We start from the raw sequence: 24,830 nt of genomic DNA, 5'->3' as shown, positions 1-24,830 counted from the left end.
TCACGGGTCAAATCGATGATCTGATCCTTGCGATCAGAGGTTATTGCTTCATGCAGAGAATTTCTGTTCCTGTTCTGTGGCGTTCTGCTCAAGTGTGGACGCACGGGTGACGGGCAGGGCGGGAATCGGTTCAGACACGCCGCGCAGCTGGAACAATCTGATATCGTTCTGGGGCACGACGACACCTGCGGCCTTCAGCAACTCTTGCGAGACCAGCAGTTCGACCTTCAGCGCCTTGGTTTCGCTTTCCAGACGACTGGCGACATTGACGGCGTCGCCGATTATGGTTTTCGATGCGTGGCCCGCGGCGCCGATCTCACCCACCACCAGATCCCCAAGATGCAGACCCATCCCGATGCGAATGCCGGGGCTTCCTTCGGCCTCGAGCTGTGCGTTGAATTCATCAAGGGCGTGACTGATGTCGATGGCGGCTTGCAATCCGGCACGGGCGGACGCCGCTGCATTCGGCTTTTCAAAAACGGCCAGCAGCCCGTCTCCCATATATTTGTCCACGACACCGCCTTCCTTGGTGATGGCTGGCACGACCGCATCGAAAAACCGGTTCAGCAGGAACACGATGTCATAAGGCAATTGGCCGGTCGTGCGCGCGGTAAAGCTGCGCATGTCCAGAAACAAAACAGCCAACTGACGTTCCTGACCCTGGCTGGCATGTCCGCGTATGCGCCCGCCATCTGGCCTGAAAACCCGAAAAACGGTGGTGGGTTCCGTTGGGCGTATCTGGCAGGCCAGTCGCGTCTGCGGCGAGGCGCCCACAGCGGCAAGGCTGCGTGCTTCGACGTCGCCGGGCGGCGGCAGGGCGTCGCTGCCATCCTCTACGATGACCCGGCATGTGGTGCAGCGCCCCTTTCCACCGCACAGGGCGGCGTGCGGCACGCCATTCACCTGCGAAATCTCAAGCAACGTCATGCCTTTTTCCGCGACCACCTCGGGCCCTTTGGCGTAATTCACGCGCACCGAATGCCTGCGCCGCCACAGTTTGCGCCCGATGTAAACCAGACCCGTCGCCCCCAGAGCCAGCCAGAAGATCAAAAGGCCATAGTCTTTTACACTGAACAGGGTCTGGAAGGTCTCGGGCGATGGCCAATTGTAGTGCTCGATATATTGCTCGCGCAGGAATTCATCAGCAAAGTCGGCCCATATGCGTCGACCTTCGGTCAGCAATCCGGCCAACGCGAATAATGGCACAAAAACCGCAACGCCGATCAGATAGGGCACGACCCGCGACCACCACCGGGTCAGCCGCAACCACATATGCAAACCGATGCAGCCGTGTATCCAAACGATCAGCAACAAGGCGCTTTGCATCCATACGGCGATACTGGGCCACATCAGGATGATGATATATCCCATCTCGTCATTGACGTCATAGATCTCGTGCGCGACCCGCGTCTGCACGATGTGCGAGATCAGTTGCAGCGGAATCAGCAAGCCCAGAACGACCTGCAATGCCGTGCTGAAGGGCATGCGCAAGGTTCTGCGTTGCGCGATCGATGTCAGGGCCAGACCTGCATGCGTGAGCAGGGCAGCATAAAAAAGCACGCTCATGACATCGTGGCGTGTGACGGCCTTTCGACCATCCTGCATCCCGTGCAGGTAATCCGTGTGAAACAGGCCCAAGCCAATATTTATGAAATGGAAGAACGCGAACACAAACAACACAAGACCACTGACGATCCTGAGTCGGGTTGACCACCCGCCGCGCCAAAGAGCGTTGTTCAAATGTTCACCTGTTTTTCGCTTTTCCCTCGGCAATCCTGATACGCCGCCGGCTGGGGGTCAAGGGATTGGCAGGTGGCATCGGCTGCCGATCAGTGATTGCAGAGCAGCGTATGCTGTGCAGTGCCCCCTTAAACCCCGGGGGCACTGTACTGAAAGGGCTGACGGCCTTCGGATCTGAATTACCGGGGCAGGCCGGCAAAATTCAGAATTCGCGTTATTCGTTTTCCGCCAGGAACCGTTCGGCATCCAGTGCCGCCATGCAGCCCATACCGGCGCTTGTGACCGCCTGACGATAGACGTGATCGGTCAGATCGCCCGCTGCGAACACGCCCGGAACCGAGGTTTCCGTGCTACCCGGCTTGGTGACAACATAGCCACCCATATGCGTTTCAAGCGTGTCCTTGACCAGCTCGTTCGCGGGCGCGTGGCCGATGGCAACAAACACGCCTTTACAGGGGATTTCAGTGATCTCTCCGGTTTTGACATGCTTGACGCGAACGCCCTCGACGCCCAGCGGCGCGTCGGTGCCGATCACTTCTTCCAACTCGTGGAACCACAGAGGCTCGATTTTGTCGTTCTTCATCAGCCGGTCTTGCAGGATCTTTTCCGCGCGCAGCTCATCGCGGCGATGGATCAGAGTCACCTTGCTGGCGAAATTGGTCAGGAACAGGGCCTCTTCCACGGCCGTGTTGCCGCCGCCGATCACCACGATTTCCTGTCCGCGATAGAAGAACCCGTCGCAGGTGGCGCAGGCTGAAACGCCAAAGCCCTTGAACTTTTCTTCCGACGGCAGGCCCAGCCATTTGGCGCGCGCGCCGGTCGCCAGAATGACGGCGTCCGCCGTATAGGTGGTGCCGCTGTCGCCCTTGGCGGTGAAGGGGCGCTGGCTGAGGTCCAGATCGTTGATGATGTCGCCGATCACTTCGCAACCCATGGCCTTGGCATGATCCTGCATCCGGACCATCAGGTCCGGGCCCTGTACCTCGGTGTCGCCGGGCCAGTTCTCGACCTCGGTCGTTGTCGTCAGCTGGCCGCCGGGCTCGATACCCTGCACCAGGATGGGTTCCAGCATGGCGCGGCTTGCGTAAACGCCCGCAGTGTATCCTGCCGGCCCCGATCCGATGATCAGAACCTTGGTGTGTCGTGTGTCGGCCATGGTAACTCCGCTCGAATTGCCTGAATTGGGCTTTTGGCCCGTCGCCCCGATATAGCGACCGACAGACCCGGCTTAAAGCCCCTTACTGTTCAAGGCCGTTCAAGCCACCTTGCGCAGGGTCAGGGCGAAATGAGAGATTTGAAAACAAAGAAAATTGCGCATGTACGAAACATTATTGCGCGCGCGTGGGGGGCTGATATAAGAACCGCAATAATCAGGAGCATTTGATGGTCACGACTCGGCTGGATGACATCGACCGCAAAATTCTGGCGGAACTACAGGCAGACGGTCGTATGACCAATGTGGAACTTGCCAAACGGGTCGGAATTTCGGCGCCGCCCTGTCTGCGCCGGGTGCGCACACTGGAAGAATCCGGCTATATCACCGGTTACCACGCCGAGGTGAATTCTCGTGAGTTGGGATTCGAAGTGCAGGTGTTCGCCATGGTCGGTCTTGACAGTCAGGCCGAGACCGAACTGCGCGCGTTCGAAGAACGCTGCCGCGAATGGCCGCTTGTCCGTGAATGCCACATGCTGAACGGCGAGGTGGACTTCATCCTGAAATGCGTCGCACCCGATCTAAGCAGTTTTCAGCAGTTTCTGACCGGTGAACTGCTGACCACGCCAAACGTGGCCAGCGTCAAGACTTCGCTTGTTATCCGCGGCGCAAAAGACGAACCAGGCGTGCCGTTCGACGTTCTGGAAGAACGAATGAACCGGACGGCGTAACCCCCAGACGTTTTGCAGGTGCGGTGTTCGGTGGCAGCATGGCAGCCACCGCCAAGGATAGAATCCAACTTAGTAACAGCTGCATGATGCCCCCCATAATGCAGTAATCGCTATCGTACTCAGGCTGTCATCGCGTCGATTTCTCCGTCCCCGGCACGCGGCATTAGCGGCGGACCAAAATCGTTGAGCGACTCGATATGCGCAAACAGGTTCAGATAAACCGACCGCAACGAGTGGCTGATCATCCGGACCGCGTTCACACCTGGGTGATACGTTTCGAACTGTAAACCATCTACCCGAATAACGGAATGCCGTTTCAGACAAATGTGAAACAGTTCAACTGGCGTCGGCGGCATTGTTTCAATCACGCCCGTTCCATCCTGAAATTCGGATACAGGTGTCAGAATCGGGTCATTTCCGTACAAATGCCGTAAATGTGTCGGTGTGCCCACGATCCGTGCCGCAGGCCCGGCGATTACACCCGACATCGGTTTTTGCATCCCGAATGTATCTGCCGTGACGCGCGTAAGCGGCCGCGTGCGGCCCCGCGAATCCGGACGTCCCGGGATCAGAGTGACAGATCCCTTCCAAAGCACGGTTTCCGACGCGCCATCCTGCGTCAGGACAGTATCCCCCGGCATCAGGTCTTCGATGGCCATGGGCCCATGTTCCGTTTCAACCAGCGATCCGCGCGTGAAGGCACAAAAAGCGTCTTCGAACATTGGCAGAGCGGGCGCGATGTGTCTGGTTTGAACCACGTTTCCGTTTTTCAACAGGCTGCTGACTTCATATCGGCGCAGCTGAGCCTTTGGTTTCGCAACCGGCCGCGGTGCTTCCCGCAGCATGGCTGTCGTTTCGATCGCATTTCTGGCCGCGCGGGCCAGTGAACTAGGAATAGTCATAAATATTCCTTCCCCTCAAATTGTCCGGTCAGGCGCGGCGTATCCCCGTACAGGCCAACCTGGCGAACTGGTTCTTTGTCTTGAAAGAAATGGTTGACCCTTGGGCGGCGGTCGGTCGGACCCCGCATTGCGACAAAATCTCGCTTTCCAATGGTCAACACATTGACCCCCCAGACAAACTCGTACTTCACGGGCGAAAATTGCCCGCACACACACAACTCCTGAATCCGTCTCGACCCCCTCAGATCGCGACGCACCACACATCGGGCAGGAGCAAGCCCGAAGCGCGTTCACCCAATCGAGACCGGCAGCTTGGCCTCAGGGTGTTTCTGTCTCAGCGTCGTGCCGCGATGCGGCTGGCGACCCTGACAGAATGGCTTGATACCCGCTTCCACGGCATTTCCAGCTTCTGGCTCCGCGTGGCGGCAACCATGGCTTTGAGAAAGCGAGATTTGGTTTTCATTTTCTGGTCCTGCTCTGAACGGGTTTGTTTCCCGCATCCGTTATGAACCTTTTGTGACGCACGTTTGCGGCATGGATAAGGCTTATCCGGGATGTTTTGCAGACAAGAAATTTATAGTCGGTCCATCCTTCCACTCAACACGCCAGCGTCCGAAACAAGGACGTCAGAAGACCATCTGATAGCTGGCAAAACTCGTTACGATTCTGAGTCCGGTAAACACAACAAATGTGGCGGAAAAGTGGCGCGACGCCTAAATCTGGGCCAAAATCACAATCTTATGACCGAGATCAACCGCCCGTAATCGGCCTCGTTTGCATGTGTTGTGCGGCGGTAGGAATAGAACCGGTCCGGGTCGGAAAATGTGCAGTGCCGGGTCCATTCCGCCTGCCCGACACCGGCCTGCCGCAATCGGTGCAAGCCAAAGGCGGGCAGGTCGAATTGCAGCCGGTCATCCTGTCCGTTTGCAAAGAACCGGGTGTTGTCTGGAGAATCGGCGATAAATGCGTCCAGAAACTCGGGGCCCACTTCGTAGGCGCGTTGCGAAATGCTGGGGCCGATGACGGCGTTGATATTCCGGCGTGTTGCGCCAAGCGCTTCCATGGCGTCCAGCGTCGCCTCCAGCACACCGTCAAGCGCGCCGCGCCAGCCCGCATGGGCTGCTCCGATCACATTGGCCGCGGGATCGGCAAACAGAACTGGCTGACAATCTGCCGTCAGAATCGTCAGCGCCAGACCGGGTGTCGCCGTCACGACCGCGTCCGCGCGCGGTTTTTCACCTTCCAGGGGCTGTTCAACCGTCAGAACTGTTGGGGAATGAACTTGATGCACGCCGATCATCGCCTCGGGCGCAACGCCCATCGCATCGGCAACCCGCCGGCGGTTCAGCGCGACAATTTCGGTTTGATCTGACGATCCATAACCGCAATTCAACCCGTCGAAGATACCAGAGGACGCCCCGCCGCGACGGGTGAAGAACCCGTGCCGAAATGGGGAAAGCAAGTCCGAAGTCAGAATTTCCAGTGTCATGGCTCTAATCCCGGCGGTGGTGCAGCATAGGCCGGATAGAGGCCCATCACCTTGAACAGATTTCCCATTTCGGCCGGATGCGTCAACCGGCGATGCGCGGCAGCCAGGGCATCCAGCTCGGAACCGCTCAGCGACCGGGACAAAGCCTGTGCCCGGGCGGTTATGCCAAGCCGTTCCAGAAACACGCCCTGCGGTGTCAGGCGTGTGTGCCTGGCTCCACAAGCGCGGGTCGCAATGGCCAGTGGCTCAAAATCCACATGTGCCGTCAGGTCGGCCTGACCGGGTGACGCCAGCGGATCGGCGGGCTCGTGGTTTTGCAGGGCTTGCAGTGTATCGCCCAACGAATGCCAGTCGCCATAATCGACGATCAGCGCGGCACCTCCGTGGCTGGCGATCCGACCGGCAATCACGGTCAGTATGGGGATCGCTGCGGCGCATAGCTCGACCAGATCACCATCCTTGGTGTCCGAAAGCCTGTCCGCCAGCGCCACCTGCGGCCCGTTGGGCCCCCGCCCAAACAGCAATTCGCCGTCGCGTTCGCCGACCAGGCGTTCGCTCCAGCCGTCACCGTCGCGCAGGAACTGCCGGACAGGCAGCGCGTCGAAGAACTCGTTCGCCACCAGCAGTAGGGGCTGGTCCGGCAACTCTGCGACACTGTCGGCCCAGTTCGGTGTGTAATCCTTCAGGGTGTCCGCCTGCACCTGCCTCAGGGCAGGCGAGGCCTCGACCAGCACGATCCGGGCAGCATCGTGAAATCCTTGCACGGCCCGGGTGGCACGCAATATGTCACTCATCAGAGTGCCGCGCCCGGGCCCCAATTCGCACAGGGTGAATGGCGCAGGACGGCCCTGATCCATCCAGCATTGCGCAAGGCACAGCCCGATCAGTTCGCCAAACATCTGGCTGATTTCCGGTGCCGTGGTGAAATCCCCGGCAGCCCCCAACGGATCACGCGTCGTGTAATAGCCCAGCGTGGGATGCAGAAGGCATTCGGCCATGTAGTCGGCCACGCTCATCGGTCCATCCTGTCGGATGCGGGCGATCAGGCGATCGGTCAGGCTCATTTTGCCCGCCCTGCGCGAAAGACAAACCACAGGCCAAGCGCGATCATGGGCAATGACAGGATCTGGCCCATGGTCAGGCCATATCCGCCCACATGCCATGCAAGCCCCAGCGGATTGCCGGGCGACACGAACTGCGCATCCGGCTGGCGGAAAAATTCAACAATAAAGCGCGATGCGCCGTAACCGGCCAGAAACGTGCCCATGATCAGGCCGGGTTTCTGAAAGGCCCCCCGGCGATAGACCAGCCACAGCAACAACGCGCCCAGCAACACGCCTTCCAGCGCCGCTTCGTACAGCTGCGAGGGGTGCCGGGCGCACATTCCCGCAACCACGCCGGGGCAGTCCTGCGCGGCAAAACCGGGAAAGATGACGGCCCAGGGCAGCTCGCTTGGGCGGCCCCACAGCTCGGCATTGACGAAATTGGCCAGCCGCCCCAACAGCAGGCCGGGTGGCACGGTGTAGGCAACCAGGTCGCCCAGCGACAGGGCCGGAATCCGATGGCGGCGAGCAAACAGGTACGAGGCCAGGATCACGCCCAGCAGACCACCGTGAAACGCCATGCCGCCTTGCCAGACCTTTACGATCTCAAGCGGATGCGACAGGTAATAGGCGGGTTGGTAAAACAGCACAAAGCCAAGCCGCCCGCCCAGGATCACGCCCAGAATGATCCAGGTGACCAGATCCTCCAGTTGGTTCGGTTTCATCGGCGGGCCGTCCGTAGGCCACAGGGCAGGGCGGCGCAACGCCATGACTGCCAGCCGCCACGCAATCAGGATGCCCGCGATATAGGCCAGCGCATACCACCTCAACGCGAACTCCATCCCGAACAGCGAGATCGAGAACAATTCGGGCGACAGATCGGGAAAATTCAGAACAGCCTGCATGTGCGTCTCATTGCCCGGGGTTTGCAGGGCAAGTCAACCTTGAGCCTGCGGCATTCTTTCCCCATATAGAGATCAACCGCGATACCGGAGTAGTGATATGCAAACCCGCAACAAGATACTGGACGACATGTCCCAGCTGATGACCAACGCCATGGGTGTCGCGCAGGGCGCGCGGGAAGAGGCCGAGAACGCGATGAAGTCGATGATCGACCGCTGGCTGGCCGACCGCGATTTCGTCACCCGCGAAGAATTCGACGCCGTCCGCGCCATGGCACAGAAAGCGCGCGAAGAAAACGCCGCACTCGAAGCCCGCATTGCCGCACTCGAGGCGAAACTGGACAAGTAACGCCCCGGGCGTTCCCTGTTTTCACAATTTTGGACGAACTCTTACGCCGCGCAATCCAGCCGGGATTGTGCGGTGCCGTGCATTTTGAAGCATCGCGGGATTAAATCAAGACAAAGCTGACCCGACATCCAATATTTTGATCCCCGTTGCCTTCTGTCCACAACTTATTGCTGTTATCCCCAACAAATAGGGTTGCCAGAACCTACGCCACATCGCACCATATTTAGTACAGGCCTATGGGGGAAGCCCGGTTTGTAGAGCAGGCAACTAGCGCTGGGGCGCTGCCAGCCCCAAAATGCTAGAGATTAGTGAGGTGGCATTATGGCCCTTTCCGAGCAGTATCTCGAAGAAGACATTCATCCGATCGACATTGTTGAACATCTGGCCGAACATCACGACTGGGATTTTGACCGCATTGGGGACGATCAGATCGCCATGGCTGTCGAAGGACAGTGGCGGACCTATTCAATCACTCTGGCCTGGTCCAACTATGACGAAACGCTGCGGATGGTGTGTTCGTTCGAAATGGAACCACCGGCCGAGCGGGAAATGCAGCTCTATGAGCTTCTCAACAAGATGAATGATCAGTGCTGGGCAGGTGCCTTTACCTATTGGGCGAACCAGAAGCTGATGGTGTACCGGTACGGGTTGGTCCTTGCCGGGGGGCAGACAGCCAGCGCCGAACAGATCGATACGATGATCACCGCTGCCGTCATGAGCGCGGAACGGTACTATCCGGCGATTCAACTGGTCACCTGGGGCAATCGAGAGCCAGAAGAAGCCATGCAAGTGGCCATTGCAGAGGCCTACGGCCGGGCGTAAAGCTTTGCCCCGAACCGACATGTAACGCGGGAGGGGCAAATGGACATGACGCGTGTGGCCGAACAGGGGCTTGTGCTTCTGGGGTGCGGAAAGATGGGGTCCGCAATGCTGGCGGGATGGCTGGAACACGGCCTCCCGCCAGCGTCCGTTTGGGTGATCGATCCGCACCCGTCCGACTGGCTGAAGGCGCAGGGCGTCAACATCAACACACCCTTGCCCGAAGCCCCTGCCGTGGTGTTGGTCGCGGTCAAGCCGCAGATGATGGGCGAGGCCTTGCCTGCCATTCAGGCGCTGGGCGGTGGCAGCACGCTGTTTGTTTCGGTCGCGGCGGGCACCTCGATTGCCACGTTCGAATCCGTTCTGGGCAGCGATACGCCGATCATTCGCGCCATGCCCAACACCCCCGCCGCCATCCGTCAGGGCATCACCGCGCTGATCGGCAACAGCCACGCCTCGGCCGAGGATCTGGCTCTGGCCGAAAATCTGCTGTCGGCGGTGGGTGAGACGGTTCGTCTTGAAGATGAGGCGCAGATGGATGCGGTCACTGGCCTCAGCGGATCCGGTCCTGCCTATGTGTTCCATCTGATTGAAACGCTTGCCAAAGCCGGCGAGGCGCAGGGCTTGCCGCATGACCTTGCGATGAAACTGGCCAAATCGACGGTGGCCGGGGCCGGCGCACTGGCGATGGCCGCTGACGAGGATCCGTCTCAACTGCGGATCAATGTAACATCGCCGAACGGCACGACCCAGGCCGCGCTTGAGGTGCTGATGCATGAAGAACGCGGCTTCCCTGACTTGCTGCACCGCGCCGTCAAGGCCGCAACCGACCGATCCAAGGAGCTGTCACGTGAGTGAGATTTCTTTCGACGATTTTCTCAAGGTCGATATCCGCGTGGGCGAGGTGATACGCGCCGAACCCTATCCCGAAGCCCGCAAACCTGCGATCAAGATGTGGATCGACTTTGGTGATGAGATCGGCGAGCGCAAGACGTCGGCCCAGATCACCGCGCACTATGATCCGTCGACCTTGGTGGGCAAACAGGTCATGGCCGTGGTCAATTTCCCCCCTCGCCAGATCGGCAGATTCATGTCCGAAGTTCTGGTGCTGGGTCTGCCCGATGAAAACGGCGAGATTGTTCTGATCGGTCCCGACGGCCGAGTTCCGACAGGCGGGCGGATGCATTGATGAAACTGTTGATCACACGCCCGATGACGCCGGCAGTCGAGGCCCGCGCCCGCGACGCGTTTGACGTGAAGATTCGAGACAATACGGCGCCCATGTCGCGGCAGGAAATGCTGTCGGCGCTGACGGATTTCGACGTGGTCGTGCCCACGCTGGGTGATCAGTTTTCGGCTCGGATATTTGCGGATGCAGGCGCGCCTCGGTGCAAGCTTCTGGCCAATTTCGGCGTCGGCTACAATCACATCGATGTCGAGGCCGCGCGCGCAGCCTCGGTCGAGGTGACCAACACGCCCGGCGCAGTCACTGACGCCACGGCGGATATCGCCATGACCCTGTTGTTGAGCACGGCCCGACGCGCGGGCGAAGGCGAACGGCTGGTCCGCGCGGGCCAATGGCAAGGCTGGCATCCCACGCAGATGCTGGGTCATCATGTAACGGGCAAACGCGTCGGTATCGTCGGGATGGGCCGTATCGGGCAGGCCATCGCGCGCCGGTGCCATTTCGGTTTCGAAATGCAGGTTGCCTATCAATCCCGCAGCGCCAAGCAACTGGACTTTCCGGCCGAGTTCATACCTGACCTTGAATCACTCGCCGCGCCGGTCGATTTCCTTGTGCTCGCCGTTCCCGGCGGTGCCGAAACACGACACCTGATCGACGCGCAGGTTCTTCAGGCGATGAATCCTTCGGCCATTCTGGTCAATATCGCGCGAGGCGAGGTCGTGGACGAAGCGGCCCTTATCGCGGCGCTGCAATCGGGTCAGATTGCCGGGGCCGGGCTGGATGTCTACGAGTTTGAACCCGAAGTGCCCCGGGCCCTTTGTGAAATGGAAAACGTCACCCTGCTGCCCCATCTGGGCACGGCCACCGAAGAGGTACGCAGCAGCATGGGGCACATGGCACTGGATAACGTGGCGGCCTTTGTGGCGGGCGAGGCGTTGCCCAACCCGGTCTAGTCGCCCACCGCCTCGCGCCAGTGTTTGCGGCAAAGCGAAACATAGGTCTCGTTGCCACCGATCTGCACCTGGGCGCCTTCGGTGATGGCGTTGCCGTTTTCGTCCTGACGTATCACCATCGTGGCCTTGCGGCCGCATTTGCAGATGGTGCGGACCTCGCGCATCTCATCAGCCAGGGCCAGCAGCGCGGCTGATCCCGGAAACAGCTTGCCCTGAAAATCCACCCGCAGCCCGTAGGCCAGCACCGGTACGTCCAGATCGTCGACGGCGCGCGCCAATTGCCAGACCTGCGCTTCGGACAGGAACTGGGCCTCGTCGATGAACACGCAGGTTACGGGACCTTCGTTCAAACGATTTCGGATCATCGCAAAGACGTCGTCGCCGGGCGTGAAGGTATCAGCCTCCTCCGAGATGCCGATGCGCGATTCGATCCGTCCGGCACCCGCCCTTCCGTCAATGGCTGCGGTCATCAGGTAGGTCTGCATCCCGCGCTCGCGATAGTTGTGCGAGGCTTGCAGCAACACGGTCGATTTCCCCGCGTTCATGGTTGAATAGTTGAAATACAGCTTTGCCATGACGCGGGTCTAAAACGCTTGGGGAAAAGGAACAAGATATCAATCGTTTTGATGGAGCGACGTCGCCGTTGCGTTCGCAGAGGCCGAGCTACGCTCTAGGGGATGGAACCCCCACATCTGCAACAGCGACGCCGTCGGCCAACATGTGGCCAAAACGCAGCAAGGTTTAACAATATCACCCTGCAATCACTCGTTACCGGCTTGAACTGCCGCCACTCACTCACAAAATCCCCCCCATATCTGAGGGATAGCCAATGTATGACATTTCAATTATGACTTAGTTATGGGAAATTTACCCACGCTTTCCCCCGTTTGGACATCGGGCAGGCGTTTGCAGGTAACAAAGGTAAAACAATGGCAGATATCGGGGCCTATCTGAAAAAACACACAGAAGCGCTGGTCAAGGATGTTGGAATCGAAGCCGCGTGTGAAATTACAGGGAAATCCAAGGCCACTTTAGGACGATACTATTCCGACAATGCTGAACACGAGGACCGGTTCATGCCTGTGGACGCGGTGGCCCGCCTTGAGAACGCGGCGACGTATCCGCATGTGACGTCGGCTTTGGCGGACCTGAAGAACATCACCTTGTCCTATAGCGACCGCAACACCTCCACCCCCCGCACCGGTGGTGTCAATTCGGATGTCATTGCGCTCAGCCAGCGGTTTGCGATGTTGATGACCGAGTATCAGGCCGCAATCGAAGACGGAATCATCACCGTCAACGAAGCCAAACGGCTGCTGAAAGAAACCAGTTTGCTGCAACAGGTTCTGATCGAGATGAAGCTGCATCTGGAAGAAGAAAGCGTCAGCTAGCCGGGGTCGGGAACCGTTGCACCCGTGACTGGCCAGTTTTCGCCTGTGCGGCCTACCTCTTTTCATGCTCGAAAAGACAAAAACGCTGACCGTGCCTGTTGCCTCAATTCAGTCACGTCTGTCCTGTAAGGTCCGGCGCGGGCAAGAACGTCAAGGGCAGAGGACCATGCAGAAATCGCAGGGAACATACAGTATTTTCGCAGACCGGGTGGTTCTGCGATTTTTTGTATGCGCCTATGCGGCACTTCTGGTGTTAATGGCCTTAAGTGGTCATCAGGAAGGCTCTGATGACGTGATGCGCTGGGTTGTCGTGCAGGATCTGTTGCAGGGCCAGGGCTGGTTCGACAGCCATCAGTATCGGTTGGGCCCCGAGGGCGGTACGCTGATGCATTGGTCCCGATTGATCGACGCGCCGATTGCTTTGCTCTATGGAACATTCGGGTTGGTTTTGCCGCCCGATATGGCCCTTCAGGTGACGGCATTTGTCTGGCCCTCACTTTTGGCGGGTCTGACCTTGTGGGCCTTTGCGGTGACTGGCAGTGTTTTGGGCGCGCGGGAAGGCGCCGTTTCGGCGCTGGTTGTGGGGGTGCTTGCGCTCGAACACTCCAGGAAGTTCGACTATTTTTCGTTTGATCACCACAATGCTCAGATTCTTTTGTTCGTCACGGCGCTGATGCTGTTTGCTTTGCGCAGGGACAAACCATATGCCGGATGGCTGCTGGGTGCCTGCCTGGCGCTTTCGGTGTCGATAGGCACCGAATCGATATTGCAGATCGCACTTGTCGCCGTGTTTTTTGCCATTGACTGGATCGTAAACGGCGAAACGACCCGTCGCCGGACCATGGCGTTTGGTATCGGGCTGGTCCTGACGCTTGTGCTGACCAGCCTGGCAACAACGGGACACGAGGCCTTTCTGTTCCCAAGCTGTGACGCCCTGACTCTCAGCGTGGCATTGCCGGCGAGCGTTGCCGCGGCAGGGCTTTGCATTGCGGCATGGATCGGGTCTGGCTGGTCACTTTGGGGCCGCATCGGCGCATGTGTTGCAATTGGAGTGGTGACATTGGCCTGCGCTTACGGCTTCGCCCCGCATTGTCTCAGCAACCCGATCGAAGCCCTGCCACAGGACATGCGCGACTATTGGTTGAGCCAGGTGGCGGAAGCCCAGAAAATCAACGTCATTCTGCAACTGCACCGGGGCGAAGCGCTGGCCCTGATCGCGATGTCGATCCTGTGCATGGCAGCCGCCCTGATCTTTGCAGTCAGATCGCCTTTCAGACTGGAATACGCCCTGTTTCTGGCTCTGATCGTGACCGGCCTGGTGGTGTTCCTCTATCAGTCCAGAATGATGACATTCCTGGGTGTTTCGCTGGTGGCTGTCCAGGCGCAGATCCTGCGTGTCCTGTACAGCTCTTATGCAAGCCGTCGCCGCGCGTTGTCAGGGTTTGCGATGGTTGCTTTCATCCTCTGCATCTCGCCGAAAACCGGCGCCAGCATCGATGAGCAGCTGGGGCGTTTTGCCGGGCCGTCCCTTGCCGCATCCGCGATGCCGGCCCGACAGTCACAGCAGAGTTCGGGGGCATCCTGCAAAACGCCCGAAGCCTATGCGGCCCTGCGTGATCTTCCAGCCGGCAGGGTCCTTGTTGATTTCGACTTTGCCGCAAACGTGCTGCGCCATACCGACCATTCCGTTCTGGCGGGCAATTATCACCGGAATCAGGCTGGAATTCTGGCGCAGATCGAACTGTTCCGATCGGACGCCGACCAGGTCGGATCACGTCTGACCGAGCTGGACGTGGATTACGTCATGCTCTGTATGTCCGCGCCGCGTGCCGAATTCTGGTCCTGGGCGTCACAGGGTCGTGGTTTGCAACCGCGATTGATTGCGGGTGAAATCCCGGCCTATCTCAGACGGATACAAGCTGCGGAAGGTGCAGCCTTTCAGATCTTCCAAGTGACTGGGGCAGGCTAGGCCAGACAAGATCAACCGTCAGGCGTGGCGCTTCACGATCACCGACCCGACCGAATACCCGGCGCCGAAAGAACAGATCAGGCCCAGATTACCCTCCTGCAAGTCGTCCGAATACTTCGAAAACGCGATGATCGACCCCGCAGATGACGTGTTGGCATAATCCTGAAGGATGTTGGGTTGCTCGCCCGGCTCGGGTTCGCGGCCCAGAACTTTCTTGCCGATGAAGTCGTTCATCGTCTTGTTGGCCTGATGCAGCCACAGGCGTTTCAGATCAGAGTTTCCGACCCCTTCGGCATCCATGTGGTCGCTGATATGCTTGCTGACCATCGGCAGTACTTCCTTGAATACTTTCCGACCGTTCTGCATGAACTGCATGTCGCGCCGGTCAGTCAGCCCATCAGGGCGCGAGCGGCGCAGAAAGCCGTTGTTGTTGCGGATATTGTTGGAAAACGCAGTGGCGCAGCGTGTCGATAGGATTTCGAAATGCGGCCCTTGTGCATCTTCGATCCGTTCGATCAGCGTTGCCGTCGCCACATCGCCAAAGATGAAATGGCAATCGCGGTCGCGCCACTCCAGATGGCCCGAGCAGATTTCGGGGTTCACCACCAACGCCGCCCGCACCGATCCCGACCGCACCATGTCCGCCGCGGCCTGAATGCCGAACGTGGCTGACGAACAGGCGACGTTCATGTCAAAGCCGAACCCGTTGATCCCCAGTTCCTGCTGGATTTCGATCGCAATCGCCGGATAGGCGCGCTCGTGGTTCGAAGCCGCGCAGATTACCAGATCAACATCCGCCGCCGTGCGCCCCGCCTGTGCCAGCGCCTTGTTGCAGGCATCCACCGCCATTTCGGTCATGATGCCGGGTTCATCATCGCTGCGCTGCCGCAGCAGTGGATGCATCACGTCCGGGTCCAGCACGCCGCTCTTGTCCATCACGTAGCGGTTTTCGATCCCCGATGCCTTGACGATGAACTCTTCCGATGAATGCTGCATCGGCTCCATCTGTCCGGCGGCGATGGCTTCGGCATTCTTGGCGTTCTGTTTGTCGGCATAAGCGTTGAATGCTTCGACAAGCTCGGCATTGGTGATGACGTTCTGAGGCGTAAAGACACCGGTACCGGTGATGGCGGGGGTATACATGGCGAGCCCTGAATGTTTCGGATTTGCCCAAAATGCAATCATGGTGTGATTTGATCAAGGTATGTTGACCTAAGGGAATGTGCGCAAAGCCATAGCTTCATATCTTGAATAGTTCAGAAACTGAAGTATATGACCCCTCCAAACGCGCGGAGATCCCCGATGCCCGACGATATCAGCACCAGGCTTGGCCGCCTCAGCCCCGAGATTCAGGCGATCATGGGGGTATATGCCCTGTACTGGAAACTGGAAGAGACATTCGACAGCATCGAAACCGACCTGAGCCACCCCGAATGCCACATGCTGATCAAGCTGGATCAGCCGAAACGCATGGGGGTTCTGGCTGCGGATATGCTGAGTGTACCGTCCACAATCACCGCCACGGCGGATTCGCTGGAAAAAGCTGGCTATCTCACGCGCGAGCGTGACCCCGAAGACCGCCGCGCCTGGTTGCTGGTGCTGACCGAGCGTGGCGAAGAAGCCCGCAACATGCTTGTGGCCGAGGCCGGAGACCTGTTTCACAGGGCCTCGGGCCTGAACGACGAAGAAACAGCCGAATTCGCGCGACTGGCGCGCAAAATCCGTGACAACGTTTTGAAAACGGGAATTCCCGAGGGACTGAAGAAATGAAACTCCTGACCTCTCTGGGCCTTGCACTGGCCGTTTTGGCAACTCCGATTGCCGCTCAAGATACTCCGAAACCGGTCAAGCTGATGCAGGTGCACGAAACAACGCCCGGCTTCACCCGCCAGTTCTTCGGTCGTGTTGCAGCGCGGCAGACGGTCGATCTTGCCTTTCAGGTCGCCGGTCAGATCGTCGAAATGCCGGTCAACGAAGGGTTTGTCATCCCCAAAGGCGGCCTGATTGCGCGACTGGATCAGGAGCCGTTCGAACTGCGGCTCGAACGGGCGCAGCTGCAAAAGGAACAGGCTGACCGAACCGTCGCACGCCTGTCGCGTTTGCGGGGCACCACGGCCAGCCAGGTGGCGGTCGATGACGCAGAGACCGAAGCGCAACTGGCCGCGATCGCACTGCGCGATGCCGAATACGAACTGGAACACGCGACATTGACCGCACCATTTGACGCGCTGGTCTCCAGCCGCGCGGTCGAGGCTTTCACCACCGTATCGGCCGGCACGCCGATCGTCCGCATCCACGACATGTCCGAACTGCGCATCGAGGTGGATGTGCCCGAGATCCTGTTTCAACGCTCGGGCCAGAACGACGATATCACCATCACCGCCAAATTCCCCGTAAGTGACGAAGTCTTCCCGCTGGAAATCCGGGAATTCGACGCTGAAACTTCCAGCGTCGGGCAGACCTTCCGCATTCAGTTCGGCCTGACCCCGCCCGAGGGGCTGCAAATTCTTCCAGGCTCGTCCGTCACCGTCAACGTAAAGGTCCAGGATGAGCGCACAGGCATCGTCGTGCCGGCGACGGCCGTCATCGCGGATGCAACAGGTGAACTGAGCGTCATCGTGTTCTCTCCCGCTGGCGCGGATGAAGGCACGGTCCGCCGCGTTCCGGTGACAATCGAACCCACGCAGTCGGGCGATGTTCGGGTGCTGAAAGGCTTGTCCGACGGTGACGAAGTTGTTGTGGCTGGCGGTGCTGTGCTGACAGACGGTCAGCCCGTGCGCCGGTTCACCGGCTTCGCGAACTGAGGGGCAGACAGATGAACATCGCGCGCGCCTCGATTGATCGACCGCTTTACACATGGCTGATCATCCTCATTGCCCTCTTCGGTGGCATCTGGGGATTCACGTCGCTTGGTCGTTTGGAAGACCCGGCTTTCACCATCAAGAACGCGGTCATCGCCACGCAATATCCCGGTGCCACGGCGGAACAGGTGGCGCTTGAAGTGTCCGAACCCCTTGAATCCGCGATCCAGCAGATGGGCGAGGTGGACGTCATCACCTCGGTCAACCAACCCGGACAATCGCTGATCGAAGTAGAAATCAAGTCGACCTACGACGGGACCGAACTGCCCGATATCTGGACCCGCCTGCGGGCCAAGGTGCGCGATGCCGCCCGCGGGCTTCCGTCGGGTGTCAGCCAACCCTATGTGAATGACGGGTTCGGTGATGTGTTCGGCCTGTTCTATGCGGTGACTGCCGAAGGGTTTTCGGACGCCGAAAAGCATGAACTGGCAACGTTTCTGCGTCGCGAACTGCTGACCGTGGACGGCGTCGCCGATGTCGAGGTTCAGGGCCTGCCGGACGAGGCGATTTTTGTAGAGCCCGATCTGGCGATCTCGGTGAATCAGAACGTCCCGCTGCAAGCGATCAACGAAGCCATAGCCAATGCGGATTCGGTGAATTCCTCGGGGTCTTTGCGGTCTGAAGATGCCCGTACCACCATTCTGACGGCCGAGGGTTCGGACAGTGTCTCGGCCATTGCGGGCCTGTCTGTCGGCTCGCAAGGGCAGGTGATCAACCTGTTCGACATGTCCGATGTCTATCGCGCCCGTCAGAACGATCCGGACATCATGATCCGCTACAACGGGACCGAAGCCTTTACCCTCGGCATCGCCGGTCTGGCGACGGAAAACATCGTCGAGGTCGGCAAGCGGGCTGACGCCAAATTCGCCGAGCTGGATGCGAATATCCCCTTCGGTGTCGATATTCTGCCGATCTATCAGCAACATGTGGTGGTCGAGCAGGCCTCGAACGACTTTCTGGTGAATCTGGCCATGTCAGTGGCCATCGTGGTCGCCGTACTGGGAATCTTCATGGGCTGGCGCGCGGCCATCGTCGTCGGTTCGACCCTGTTGCTGACCGTGGTCGGCACGCTTCTGTTCATGTCACTGTTCTCGATCGAGATGGAACGGATTTCCCTAGGCGCGCTGATCATTGCCATGGGTATGCTTGTGGACAATGCTATCGTGGTGGCCGAAGGGATGCAGATCGCGATGTTGCGAGGAAAACCTTCGCGCGATGCGGCTGAAGATGTGGCGTCAAAAACCCAGATTCCCCTGCTTGGAGCCACCGTGATCGGCATCATGGCCTTTGCCGGGATCGGGCTCAGCCCGGATGCGACGGGCGAGTTTCTGTTTTCCCTGTTTGCGGTGATCGGCATTTCGCTGCTGCTCAGCTGGATACTTGCCATCACGGTCACGCCTTTGCTTGGGCACTATTTCTTCAAGCAGGGCAAGGAGGGTGAGATCGACGCCTACGGGGGCATCCTGTTCCGCACATATGGCGCGATCCTGCGGTTTGCGCTCCGTTTCCGGTGGCTGGTTGTTGCGGGTCTCATCGGCGTAACCGTTGCGTGCTATGCCGGGTTCGGGTTGATGAAACAACAATTCTTCCCCAACTCGAACACGCCTTTGTTCTTTGTGCATTACAAGTTGCCTCAGGGCACGCCGATTGCCCGCACGGCACAGGACATGGCGGTTTTCGAAGATTGGCTGACCCAACGCGATGACGTGGTTTCGGTCACGACATTCGTCGGTCAGGGGGCAACCCGGTTCATGCTGACCTATTCGGCAGAGAAACCGAACCCGAGCTATGGTCACATGATCATCCGTACGGAAAGTCTGGATGACATCCCGGCCTTGCAAGCGGATCTGGAAGCGTTCGGGTCGGTCCAGTTCCCCGAAGGCGAGTTCGGAACCAAGCGCCTGGTGTTTGGCCCCGGTGGCGGTGATCCGATTCAGGCCCGGTTCTCGGGCAGTGATCCGGTGGTTCTGCGTCAACTTGCGGACGAGGCCGTGCAGCGCATGGCGGCGGCGTCGCCCAACGCGCTGCTCGTTCATCATGACTGGCGCGAACAGGAACTGGCGGTGCAGCCGATCTATGCCACGGAACGGGCCCAGACCGCGGGTGTTACGCGCGAAGACATTGCGGCCACGCTGCAATTTTCGACCGATGGCATCACGGGCGGTGTGCTGCGGGAACGTGACCGCCTGATCCCTATCATCCTGCGTCGTCCGGCGGACGGAGATTATTCCATCGTCGATCAGGTGGTGTATTCGGACCAGTCCGGGAAATTTGTACCAATCGAACAGATGGTCGATGGATTCGAGTACAAATCCCTCAATACGCTGGTTCATCGCCGCGATCGTGTACTGACCATCACTGTCGGCGCGGACATCCCGCCCGACCTGACGGCGGCTCAGGTACACGCCGAAGTTCGGGACGCCATCGAGGCCATCGAACTGCCACCGGGCTACAAGATGGAGTGGGGCGGTGAGTTCGAAAATTCGCGCGATGCGCAGGAAAGCCTGGGCAAACAATTGCCGCTGAGCCTGCTGATCATGGTGCTGATCTCGGTCCTGCTGTTCAACGCGATCCGACAGCCGATCATCATCTGGCTGCTGGTTCCGATGTCGGTCAACGGCGTGGTCATCGGCCTGTTGGGAACTGGGCTGCCCTTCACCTTTACAGCCCTTCTGGGCCTGCTCAGCCTGTCGGGCATGCTGATCAAGAACGGCATCGTGCTGGTGGAAGAGATCGACCTGGTTCGCGCCACGGGCAAACCCCTGCGCGAATCCATCGTCGAAGCCTCGGTCTCGCGTTTGCGCCCGGTGATGCTGGCTGCGATCACGACCATTCTGGGCATGGCGCCGCTGCTGACCGATGCGTTCTTCGTCTCGATGGCGGTGACGATCATGGGCGGGCTGGCTTTTGCGACCGTCCTGACAATGGTCGCCGCGCCGGTGTTCTACCTGCTCTTCTTTGCGCGGGATGAACTCGCGTTTGAAATCAAAGCGTGAGCATTTGTAAGTTGTCTGTTAGATTTCAAAGTTGGGCGTTCGGTACAAGTTACGCCCAACAAATAACTATGCGAGCAATTTGTCGGCTTCAGATTTCAAGAAGTCCGATACTAGCATTCGTTTAGATTTGTTTGACCGGTTCTTATATCTCGCGCGTTTTTCTACGCTTTCACGACTGTTAGTATCAGAGTCGATTATCAAGTCGATTTCATCTAATATCTCCTGCCACTCGTTCTCACTAACTTCATGGTCAGATAATATCTCTCTTAGACGATTTCTTTCGAATTTACGCCAAGCTTCTTTAGAGTTGAGATACTCCGCAAGATCGCTGCTGCGTCTCAGTTTTCGTTTCGACGAGTTGGCTAATGACCATGACAAAGCCGCCGCGCCGAGCCCAAATGCAGCACTGGCTACTTCAAGCAACGGTAACGCTGTTAAAACGCTCATCTTTGCTCTCCTCCCCCATTATCATCATAATGTCTAAATTCCCAAAATGGTTCTAATTCTAAGACATGCATTACCCACCTTTGGCGCGCTTGCAGATACCCGAAAAACGCCATAACGGCAAAAGATACATAATACATTGCGTATGTAAACGTACTCGGATCAAGTAGAGTTGATTGAGCGGAGTTTTGCGCCGCTGCCGAGACATGTCCGAAACAGAACATCAGTACGGCAACAAACAGCACTCCAAGCAGAAACACCCAGAACCGCTGCGAACTAAAAGCATGAGATATTGTGTAAAGCGCAGCAGTCAAAAACACGGTTGATGCCGCCAACGTCTGCTTGAAAACCCATTCAATTCCTAGCGGTATCAAAGGCACAAAAACCAGCAAGACGACTGCTGAGAGAAACTCAGCTCTAGGATGCATTAAGCCCTTTATTCTATTGGTCAAAGTTAACTCTCTCAAAAACCCCTCACCAAAGCATCCGAAAAATGGATGCCTTGGATACTCAATAGGGAGTAATGATAGCTCGAGTTCTCTGAATTTATCAACCCTGTAACGACTTCACCTCGACATCCCCTTCGGCTTGCGCCTTGATCGCCAGAGCGGCAGCATGGCTTGCGGCGGCAGTGGTGTAATACGGGATCTTGTCATAAAGCGCGATGGACCGGATGGCCTTGCTGTCCTCGACCGCCTGCGCGCCTTCGGTGGTGTTCATCAGCAGTTGAACCTGACCGTCTTTCAGCATGTCGACCACGTCTGGGCGGCCTTCATAGACCTTGTTGACCACGTCGCATGGCACACCCTGTTCCGCCAGCCAGCTTTGGGTGCCGCGGGTGGCGACCAGCGTGAAGCCTTGTTCGACCAGAACTTGTGCGGCCTCGAGCATCGCCGCGCCCTTGTCGGCATCCTTGATCGAAATGAAGGCCCGGCCCGAAGTCGGCAGCACCATGCCCGCGCCCATCTGCGCCTTGAGGAAGGCGCGCGGGAAATCGCGGTCCCAGCCCATGACCTCGCCGGTCGAGCGCATTTCCGGGCCCAGGATGGTATCGACGCCCGGAAAACGGGCGAAGGGCAGGACCGCCTCTTTCACCGAGAACCATGGCATGTCCGGGTCGGCCAGCGTCATCTGATCTGCGATCTTGGTGTCGTCCACGGTCTTGTAGGGCGGACGCTGCGGGAAGCTCGCCAGCTTTTCGCCTGCCATGACACGCGCGGCGATGGACGCAATCGCACTGTCGGTGGCCTTTGCCACGAACGGCACGGTGCGCGAAGCGCGCGGGTTGACCTCGATCAGGTAGATCTCGTCATCCTTGATCGCGAACTGAACATTCATCAGGCCGACAACGTTCAGCGCCTTGGCCAGCTTGAACGCCTGATCCTTGATCTGCGCGATGATCTCTTTCGACAGCGAATAGGGCGGCAGCGAACAGGCGCTATCGCCCGAGTGCACGCCGGCCTCTTCGATATGCTGCATGATGCCTGCCACATGCACATCGGTGCCGTCGCACAGCGCGTCCACGTCCAGCTCGACCGCGCCAGCCAGATAGCTGTCCAGCAGAACGGGGCTGTCGCCCGAGACCACCACGGCCTCGTTGATGTAGCGTTTCAGCTGGTCCATGTCGCGCACGATCTCCATCGCGCGGCCACCCAGTACGTAGGACGGGCGGATCACCAGCGGAAAGCCGATTTCCTCGGCGATTTCCAACGCCTGCGTGTCGGTCGAGGCGATGCCGTTCTTGGGCTGTTTCAGCCCTAGTTCATTGACCAGCGCCTGAAAACGCTCGCGGTCTTCGGCCAGGTCAATCGCGTCGGGCGTGGTACCCAGGATCGGGATGCCCTCGGCCTCGAGCGCGTTGGCCAGTTTCAGCGGTGTCTGTCCACCGAACTGAACAATGACGCCGTGCAGCGTGCCGTTTTCCCGTTCCTTCGTCAGGATTTCCATGACGTGTTCAAAGGTCAGCGGCTCGAAATACAAGCGATCCGAAGTGTCATAATCGGTCGAAACCGTCTCGGGGTTGCAGTTGATCATGATGGTTTCATAACCCGCTTCGGTCAGCGCGAAGCAGGCGTGGCAGCAGCAATAGTCGAACTCGATGCCCTGACCGATGCGGTTTGGGCCGCCGCCAAGAATGACGACCTTCTTCCTGTCGCTCGGGCGCGCTTCGCATTCGACCTCGCCCATCATCGGAGCTTCGTAGGTTGAATACATGTAAGGCGTCTGCGCCTCGAACTCGGCGGCGCAGGTGTCGATGCGTTTGAACACCGCTGAAACGCCCAGATTGCGGCGCGCTCGGCGGACGTTGTCTTCATCACGGCCCGTCAGCTTGCCCAGACGCGCATCGGTGAATCCCAGCATTTTCAGCTTGCGGATGCCGTCCTCGGTGACGGGCAGGCCGTCCTTGCGGAGCTGACGTTCGGCCTCGACGATCTCGCGGATACGGGCCAGGAACCAAGGGTCGAACTTGGTGACGCCGAAAATCTCGTCATCGCTCAGGCCATGGCGCATCGCTTGTGCAATGGTGCGCAGGCGGTCGGGTGTCTGCTGGCTGATCGCCTTGATCACGGCGGCCTTGTCGTCGGCCTCGTCCCAGAGGCCCACGTTCATGCCGGGGATTTCGACCTCATCAAAGCCGGTCAGGCCCGATTCCATCGAGGCCAGTGCCTTTTGCATCGATTCGTGGATCGTACGGCCAATCGACATCGCCTCGCCCACCGACTTCATCGCGGTGGTCAGATAGGGTTCGGAACCGGGGAATTTCTCGAAGGCGAATTTCGGAATTTTTGTCACGACATAGTCGATGGTCGGCTCGAACGAGGCCGGGGTGACTTTGGTGATGTCGTTGTCCAGCTCATCCAGCGTGTAACCCACGGCCAGTTTCGCAGCGATCTTTGCGATCGGGAAACCGGTGGCCTTGGATGCCAGCGCCGACGAGCGCGACACGCGCGGGTTCATCTCGATCACGACCATGCGGCCATCGACCGGGTTGATCGCCCATTGCACGTTTGAGCCGCCGGTTTCGACACCGATTTCACGCAGCACGGCAATCGAGTGATTGCGCATGATCTGGTATTCTTTGTCGGTTAGCGTAAGGGCAGGGGCCACGGTGATCGAGTCACCCGTATGCACGCCCATCGGATCGACGTTTTCGATGGAACATACGATGATGGCGTTGTCGGCAGTGTCGCGCACCACCTCCATTTCGTATTCTTTCCAGCCCAGAAGGCTTTCGTCGATCAGGATCTGACCCACGGGCGAGGCATCCATACCCGAGCGGCAAATATGGATGTAATCCTCACGGTTATACGCCACGCCGCCACCGGTGCCGCCCAGTGTAAAGGCCGGGCGGATGATTGCAGGAAGCCCCACGGTTTCAAGGGTTTCAAGGGCCAGCGCCACACCGGCGTCCAGGTCTTTCTTGCCGCTCTCGTCCTTGGGGGCCGTAACGATCTCGGCCTTGGGGTTTTCGATGCCCAGCCGGTCCATCGCCTCGCGGAACAGGGCGCGGTCTTCGGCCATTTCGATGGCATCGCGCTTGGCGCCGATCATCTCGACGCCGAATTTTTCCAGCACACCCATTTCTTCCAGTGCCAGCGAGGTGTTCAGGCCGGTCTGTCCGCCCATGGTGGGCAACAGGGCGTCAGGGCGTTCTTTCTCGATGATCTTGGCGACCACTTCGGGTGTGATCGGCTCGATATAGGTGGCGTCGGCCAGACCGGGGTCGGTCATGATCGTCGCCGGGTTCGAGTTCACCAGAATGACCCGGTATCCTTCCTCTCGCAGGGCCTTGCAGGCCTGAGCACCGGAATAGTCGAATTCACAGGCCTGACCGATAACAATGGGGCCCGCCCCAATGATCATGATCGACTGGATGTCGGTTCTTCTCGGCATGGCCTTGT

23 protein-coding genes are annotated in these 24,830 nt (G+C 58.9%); 11 read left to right on the top strand and 12 right to left on the bottom strand.

The window, feature by feature from the left end:
• Positions 1-48: 48 nt before the first annotated feature.
• Positions 49-1,740, bottom strand: coding sequence for an adenylate/guanylate cyclase domain-containing protein (locus GOW09_RS12530; protein WP_171118766.1), 1,692 nt, complete (start codon positions 1,738-1,740; stop codon positions 49-51).
• A gap of 214 nt (positions 1,741-1,954) precedes the next feature.
• Positions 1,955-2,896, bottom strand: coding sequence for a thioredoxin-disulfide reductase (trxB, locus tag GOW09_RS12525; protein ID WP_171118765.1), 942 nt, complete (start codon positions 2,894-2,896; stop codon positions 1,955-1,957).
• 227 nt (positions 2,897-3,123) lie between these two features.
• On the opposite strand from trxB, the gene GOW09_RS12520 reads away from it, so the two are divergent.
• Positions 3,124-3,624, top strand: a complete 501-nt coding sequence (locus tag GOW09_RS12520; protein ID WP_152458979.1) for an Lrp/AsnC family transcriptional regulator — start codon at positions 3,124-3,126, stop codon at positions 3,622-3,624.
• A gap of 119 nt (positions 3,625-3,743) precedes the next feature.
• Here the strand turns inward: GOW09_RS12520 and GOW09_RS12515 are convergent, their stop codons facing one another.
• The 5 genes from GOW09_RS12515 to lgt form a co-directional block, all read right to left on the bottom strand.
• Positions 3,744-4,526, bottom strand: a complete 783-nt coding sequence (locus tag GOW09_RS12515) for a Hint domain-containing protein (RefSeq protein ID WP_171118763.1) — start codon at positions 4,524-4,526, stop codon at positions 3,744-3,746.
• A 334-nt stretch (positions 4,527-4,860) separates the two neighbouring features.
• Positions 4,861-4,989, bottom strand: a complete 129-nt coding sequence (locus GOW09_RS22800) for a hypothetical protein (protein ID WP_256367481.1) — start codon at positions 4,987-4,989, stop codon at positions 4,861-4,863.
• Positions 4,990-5,256: 267 nt separating this feature from the next.
• Positions 5,257-6,015, bottom strand: coding sequence for a peptidoglycan editing factor PgeF (gene pgeF / locus GOW09_RS12510; RefSeq protein WP_171118761.1), 759 nt, complete (start codon positions 6,013-6,015; stop codon positions 5,257-5,259).
• Positions 6,012-7,079 carry a class I SAM-dependent methyltransferase gene (locus GOW09_RS12505; protein ID WP_171118759.1) on the bottom strand — a complete coding sequence of 356 codons (1,068 nt, stop codon included), beginning with the start codon at positions 7,077-7,079 and terminating at the stop codon, positions 6,012-6,014. The genes pgeF and GOW09_RS12505 overlap by 4 nt, the downstream gene beginning before the upstream one ends.
• On the bottom strand, positions 7,076-7,963 hold the full coding sequence (gene lgt / locus GOW09_RS12500; protein ID WP_171118756.1) for a prolipoprotein diacylglyceryl transferase: 888 nt from the start codon (positions 7,961-7,963) through the stop codon (positions 7,076-7,078). Before lgt ends, GOW09_RS12505 begins: the two co-directional genes overlap by 4 nt.
• 97 nt (positions 7,964-8,060) lie before the next feature.
• On the opposite strand from lgt, the gene GOW09_RS12495 reads away from it, so the two are divergent.
• From GOW09_RS12495 to GOW09_RS12475, 5 genes are all read left to right on the top strand, one after another.
• Positions 8,061-8,309 carry an accessory factor UbiK family protein gene (locus tag GOW09_RS12495; protein ID WP_152458974.1) on the top strand — a complete coding sequence of 83 codons (249 nt, stop codon included), beginning with the start codon at positions 8,061-8,063 and terminating at the stop codon, positions 8,307-8,309.
• A 321-nt stretch (positions 8,310-8,630) separates the two neighbouring features.
• On the top strand, positions 8,631-9,131 hold the full coding sequence (locus GOW09_RS12490) for a YbjN domain-containing protein (RefSeq protein WP_152458973.1): 501 nt from the start codon (positions 8,631-8,633) through the stop codon (positions 9,129-9,131).
• Between the two features lie 39 nt (positions 9,132-9,170).
• A complete protein-coding gene (gene proC / locus GOW09_RS12485; RefSeq protein ID WP_171118754.1) occupies positions 9,171-9,986 on the top strand; it encodes a pyrroline-5-carboxylate reductase in 816 nt (271 codons plus the stop codon).
• Entirely contained in the window at positions 9,979-10,317 is a 339-nt protein-coding gene (locus GOW09_RS12480) for a tRNA-binding protein (RefSeq protein ID WP_117867910.1), read from the top strand. Before proC ends, GOW09_RS12480 begins: the two co-directional genes overlap by 8 nt.
• On the top strand, positions 10,317-11,267 hold the full coding sequence (locus GOW09_RS12475) for a D-glycerate dehydrogenase (protein ID WP_171118752.1): 951 nt from the start codon (positions 10,317-10,319) through the stop codon (positions 11,265-11,267). Before GOW09_RS12480 ends, GOW09_RS12475 begins: the two co-directional genes overlap by 1 nt.
• Here the strand turns inward: GOW09_RS12475 and GOW09_RS12470 are convergent.
• On the bottom strand, positions 11,264-11,842 hold the full coding sequence (locus GOW09_RS12470) for a thymidine kinase (RefSeq protein ID WP_171118750.1): 579 nt from the start codon (positions 11,840-11,842) through the stop codon (positions 11,264-11,266). The two genes, GOW09_RS12475 and GOW09_RS12470, sit on opposite strands and share 4 nt — an antisense overlap.
• 354 nt (positions 11,843-12,196) lie before the next feature.
• On the opposite strand from GOW09_RS12470, the gene GOW09_RS12465 reads away from it, so the two are divergent.
• Positions 12,197-12,658 (top strand): hypothetical protein, encoded by a 462-nt coding sequence (locus tag GOW09_RS12465; protein ID WP_152458969.1) that lies wholly within the window; start codon positions 12,197-12,199, stop codon positions 12,656-12,658.
• Positions 12,659-12,824: 166 nt separating this feature from the next.
• Positions 12,825-14,627, top strand: coding sequence for a hypothetical protein (locus GOW09_RS12460; protein ID WP_171118748.1), 1,803 nt, complete (start codon positions 12,825-12,827; stop codon positions 14,625-14,627).
• A gap of 18 nt (positions 14,628-14,645) precedes the next feature.
• On the opposite strand, the gene GOW09_RS12455 is transcribed toward GOW09_RS12460, so the two are convergent.
• Positions 14,646-15,770, bottom strand: a complete 1,125-nt coding sequence (locus tag GOW09_RS12455) for a beta-ketoacyl-ACP synthase III (protein WP_171118746.1) — start codon at positions 15,768-15,770, stop codon at positions 14,646-14,648.
• Positions 15,771-15,929: 159 nt separating this feature from the next.
• Here GOW09_RS12455 and GOW09_RS12450 point away from each other — a divergent pair, with 159 nt between their 5' ends.
• From GOW09_RS12450 to GOW09_RS12440, 3 genes are read left to right on the top strand one after another with little or no spacing between them, the layout of a single operon-like run.
• Complete coding sequence (locus GOW09_RS12450) at positions 15,930-16,397, top strand: MarR family winged helix-turn-helix transcriptional regulator (protein ID WP_152458966.1); 468 nt, start codon at positions 15,930-15,932, stop codon at positions 16,395-16,397.
• A complete protein-coding gene (locus GOW09_RS12445) occupies positions 16,394-17,431 on the top strand; it encodes an efflux RND transporter periplasmic adaptor subunit (RefSeq protein ID WP_171118743.1) in 1,038 nt (345 codons plus the stop codon). The genes GOW09_RS12450 and GOW09_RS12445 overlap by 4 nt, the downstream gene beginning before the upstream one ends.
• An 11-nt stretch (positions 17,432-17,442) precedes the next feature.
• The gene (locus GOW09_RS12440; protein WP_171118741.1) at positions 17,443-20,484 is read left to right on the top strand and encodes an efflux RND transporter permease subunit; all 3,042 of its coding nucleotides are present in this window, start codon (positions 17,443-17,445) and stop codon (positions 20,482-20,484) included.
• 66 nt (positions 20,485-20,550) lie between these two features.
• Here GOW09_RS12440 and GOW09_RS12435 read toward each other — a convergent pair whose 3' ends face one another.
• The 3 genes from GOW09_RS12435 to carB form a co-directional block, all read right to left on the bottom strand.
• Positions 20,551-20,931, bottom strand: a complete 381-nt coding sequence (locus GOW09_RS12435; RefSeq protein WP_171118739.1) for a hypothetical protein — start codon at positions 20,929-20,931, stop codon at positions 20,551-20,553.
• Positions 20,928-21,395, bottom strand: coding sequence for a hypothetical protein (locus GOW09_RS12430; RefSeq protein WP_171118737.1), 468 nt, complete (start codon positions 21,393-21,395; stop codon positions 20,928-20,930). Before GOW09_RS12430 ends, GOW09_RS12435 begins: the two co-directional genes overlap by 4 nt.
• Before the next feature lie 82 nt (positions 21,396-21,477).
• Positions 21,478-24,822: a carbamoyl-phosphate synthase large subunit gene (gene carB / locus GOW09_RS12425; protein ID WP_171118736.1), complete on the bottom strand. Its 3,345-nt coding sequence runs from the start codon at positions 24,820-24,822 to the stop codon at positions 21,478-21,480.
• Between the last annotated feature and the right edge of the window lie 8 nt (positions 24,823-24,830).

It is taken from the genome of Ruegeria sp. HKCCA5463, from assembly GCF_013034175.1.
In the GTDB taxonomy this organism is placed as follows: domain Bacteria; phylum Pseudomonadota; class Alphaproteobacteria; order Rhodobacterales; family Rhodobacteraceae; genus Ruegeria.
The sequence above is the reverse complement of the archived record's forward strand: the minus strand, read 5'-3'. Positions and strand labels throughout refer to the sequence as shown.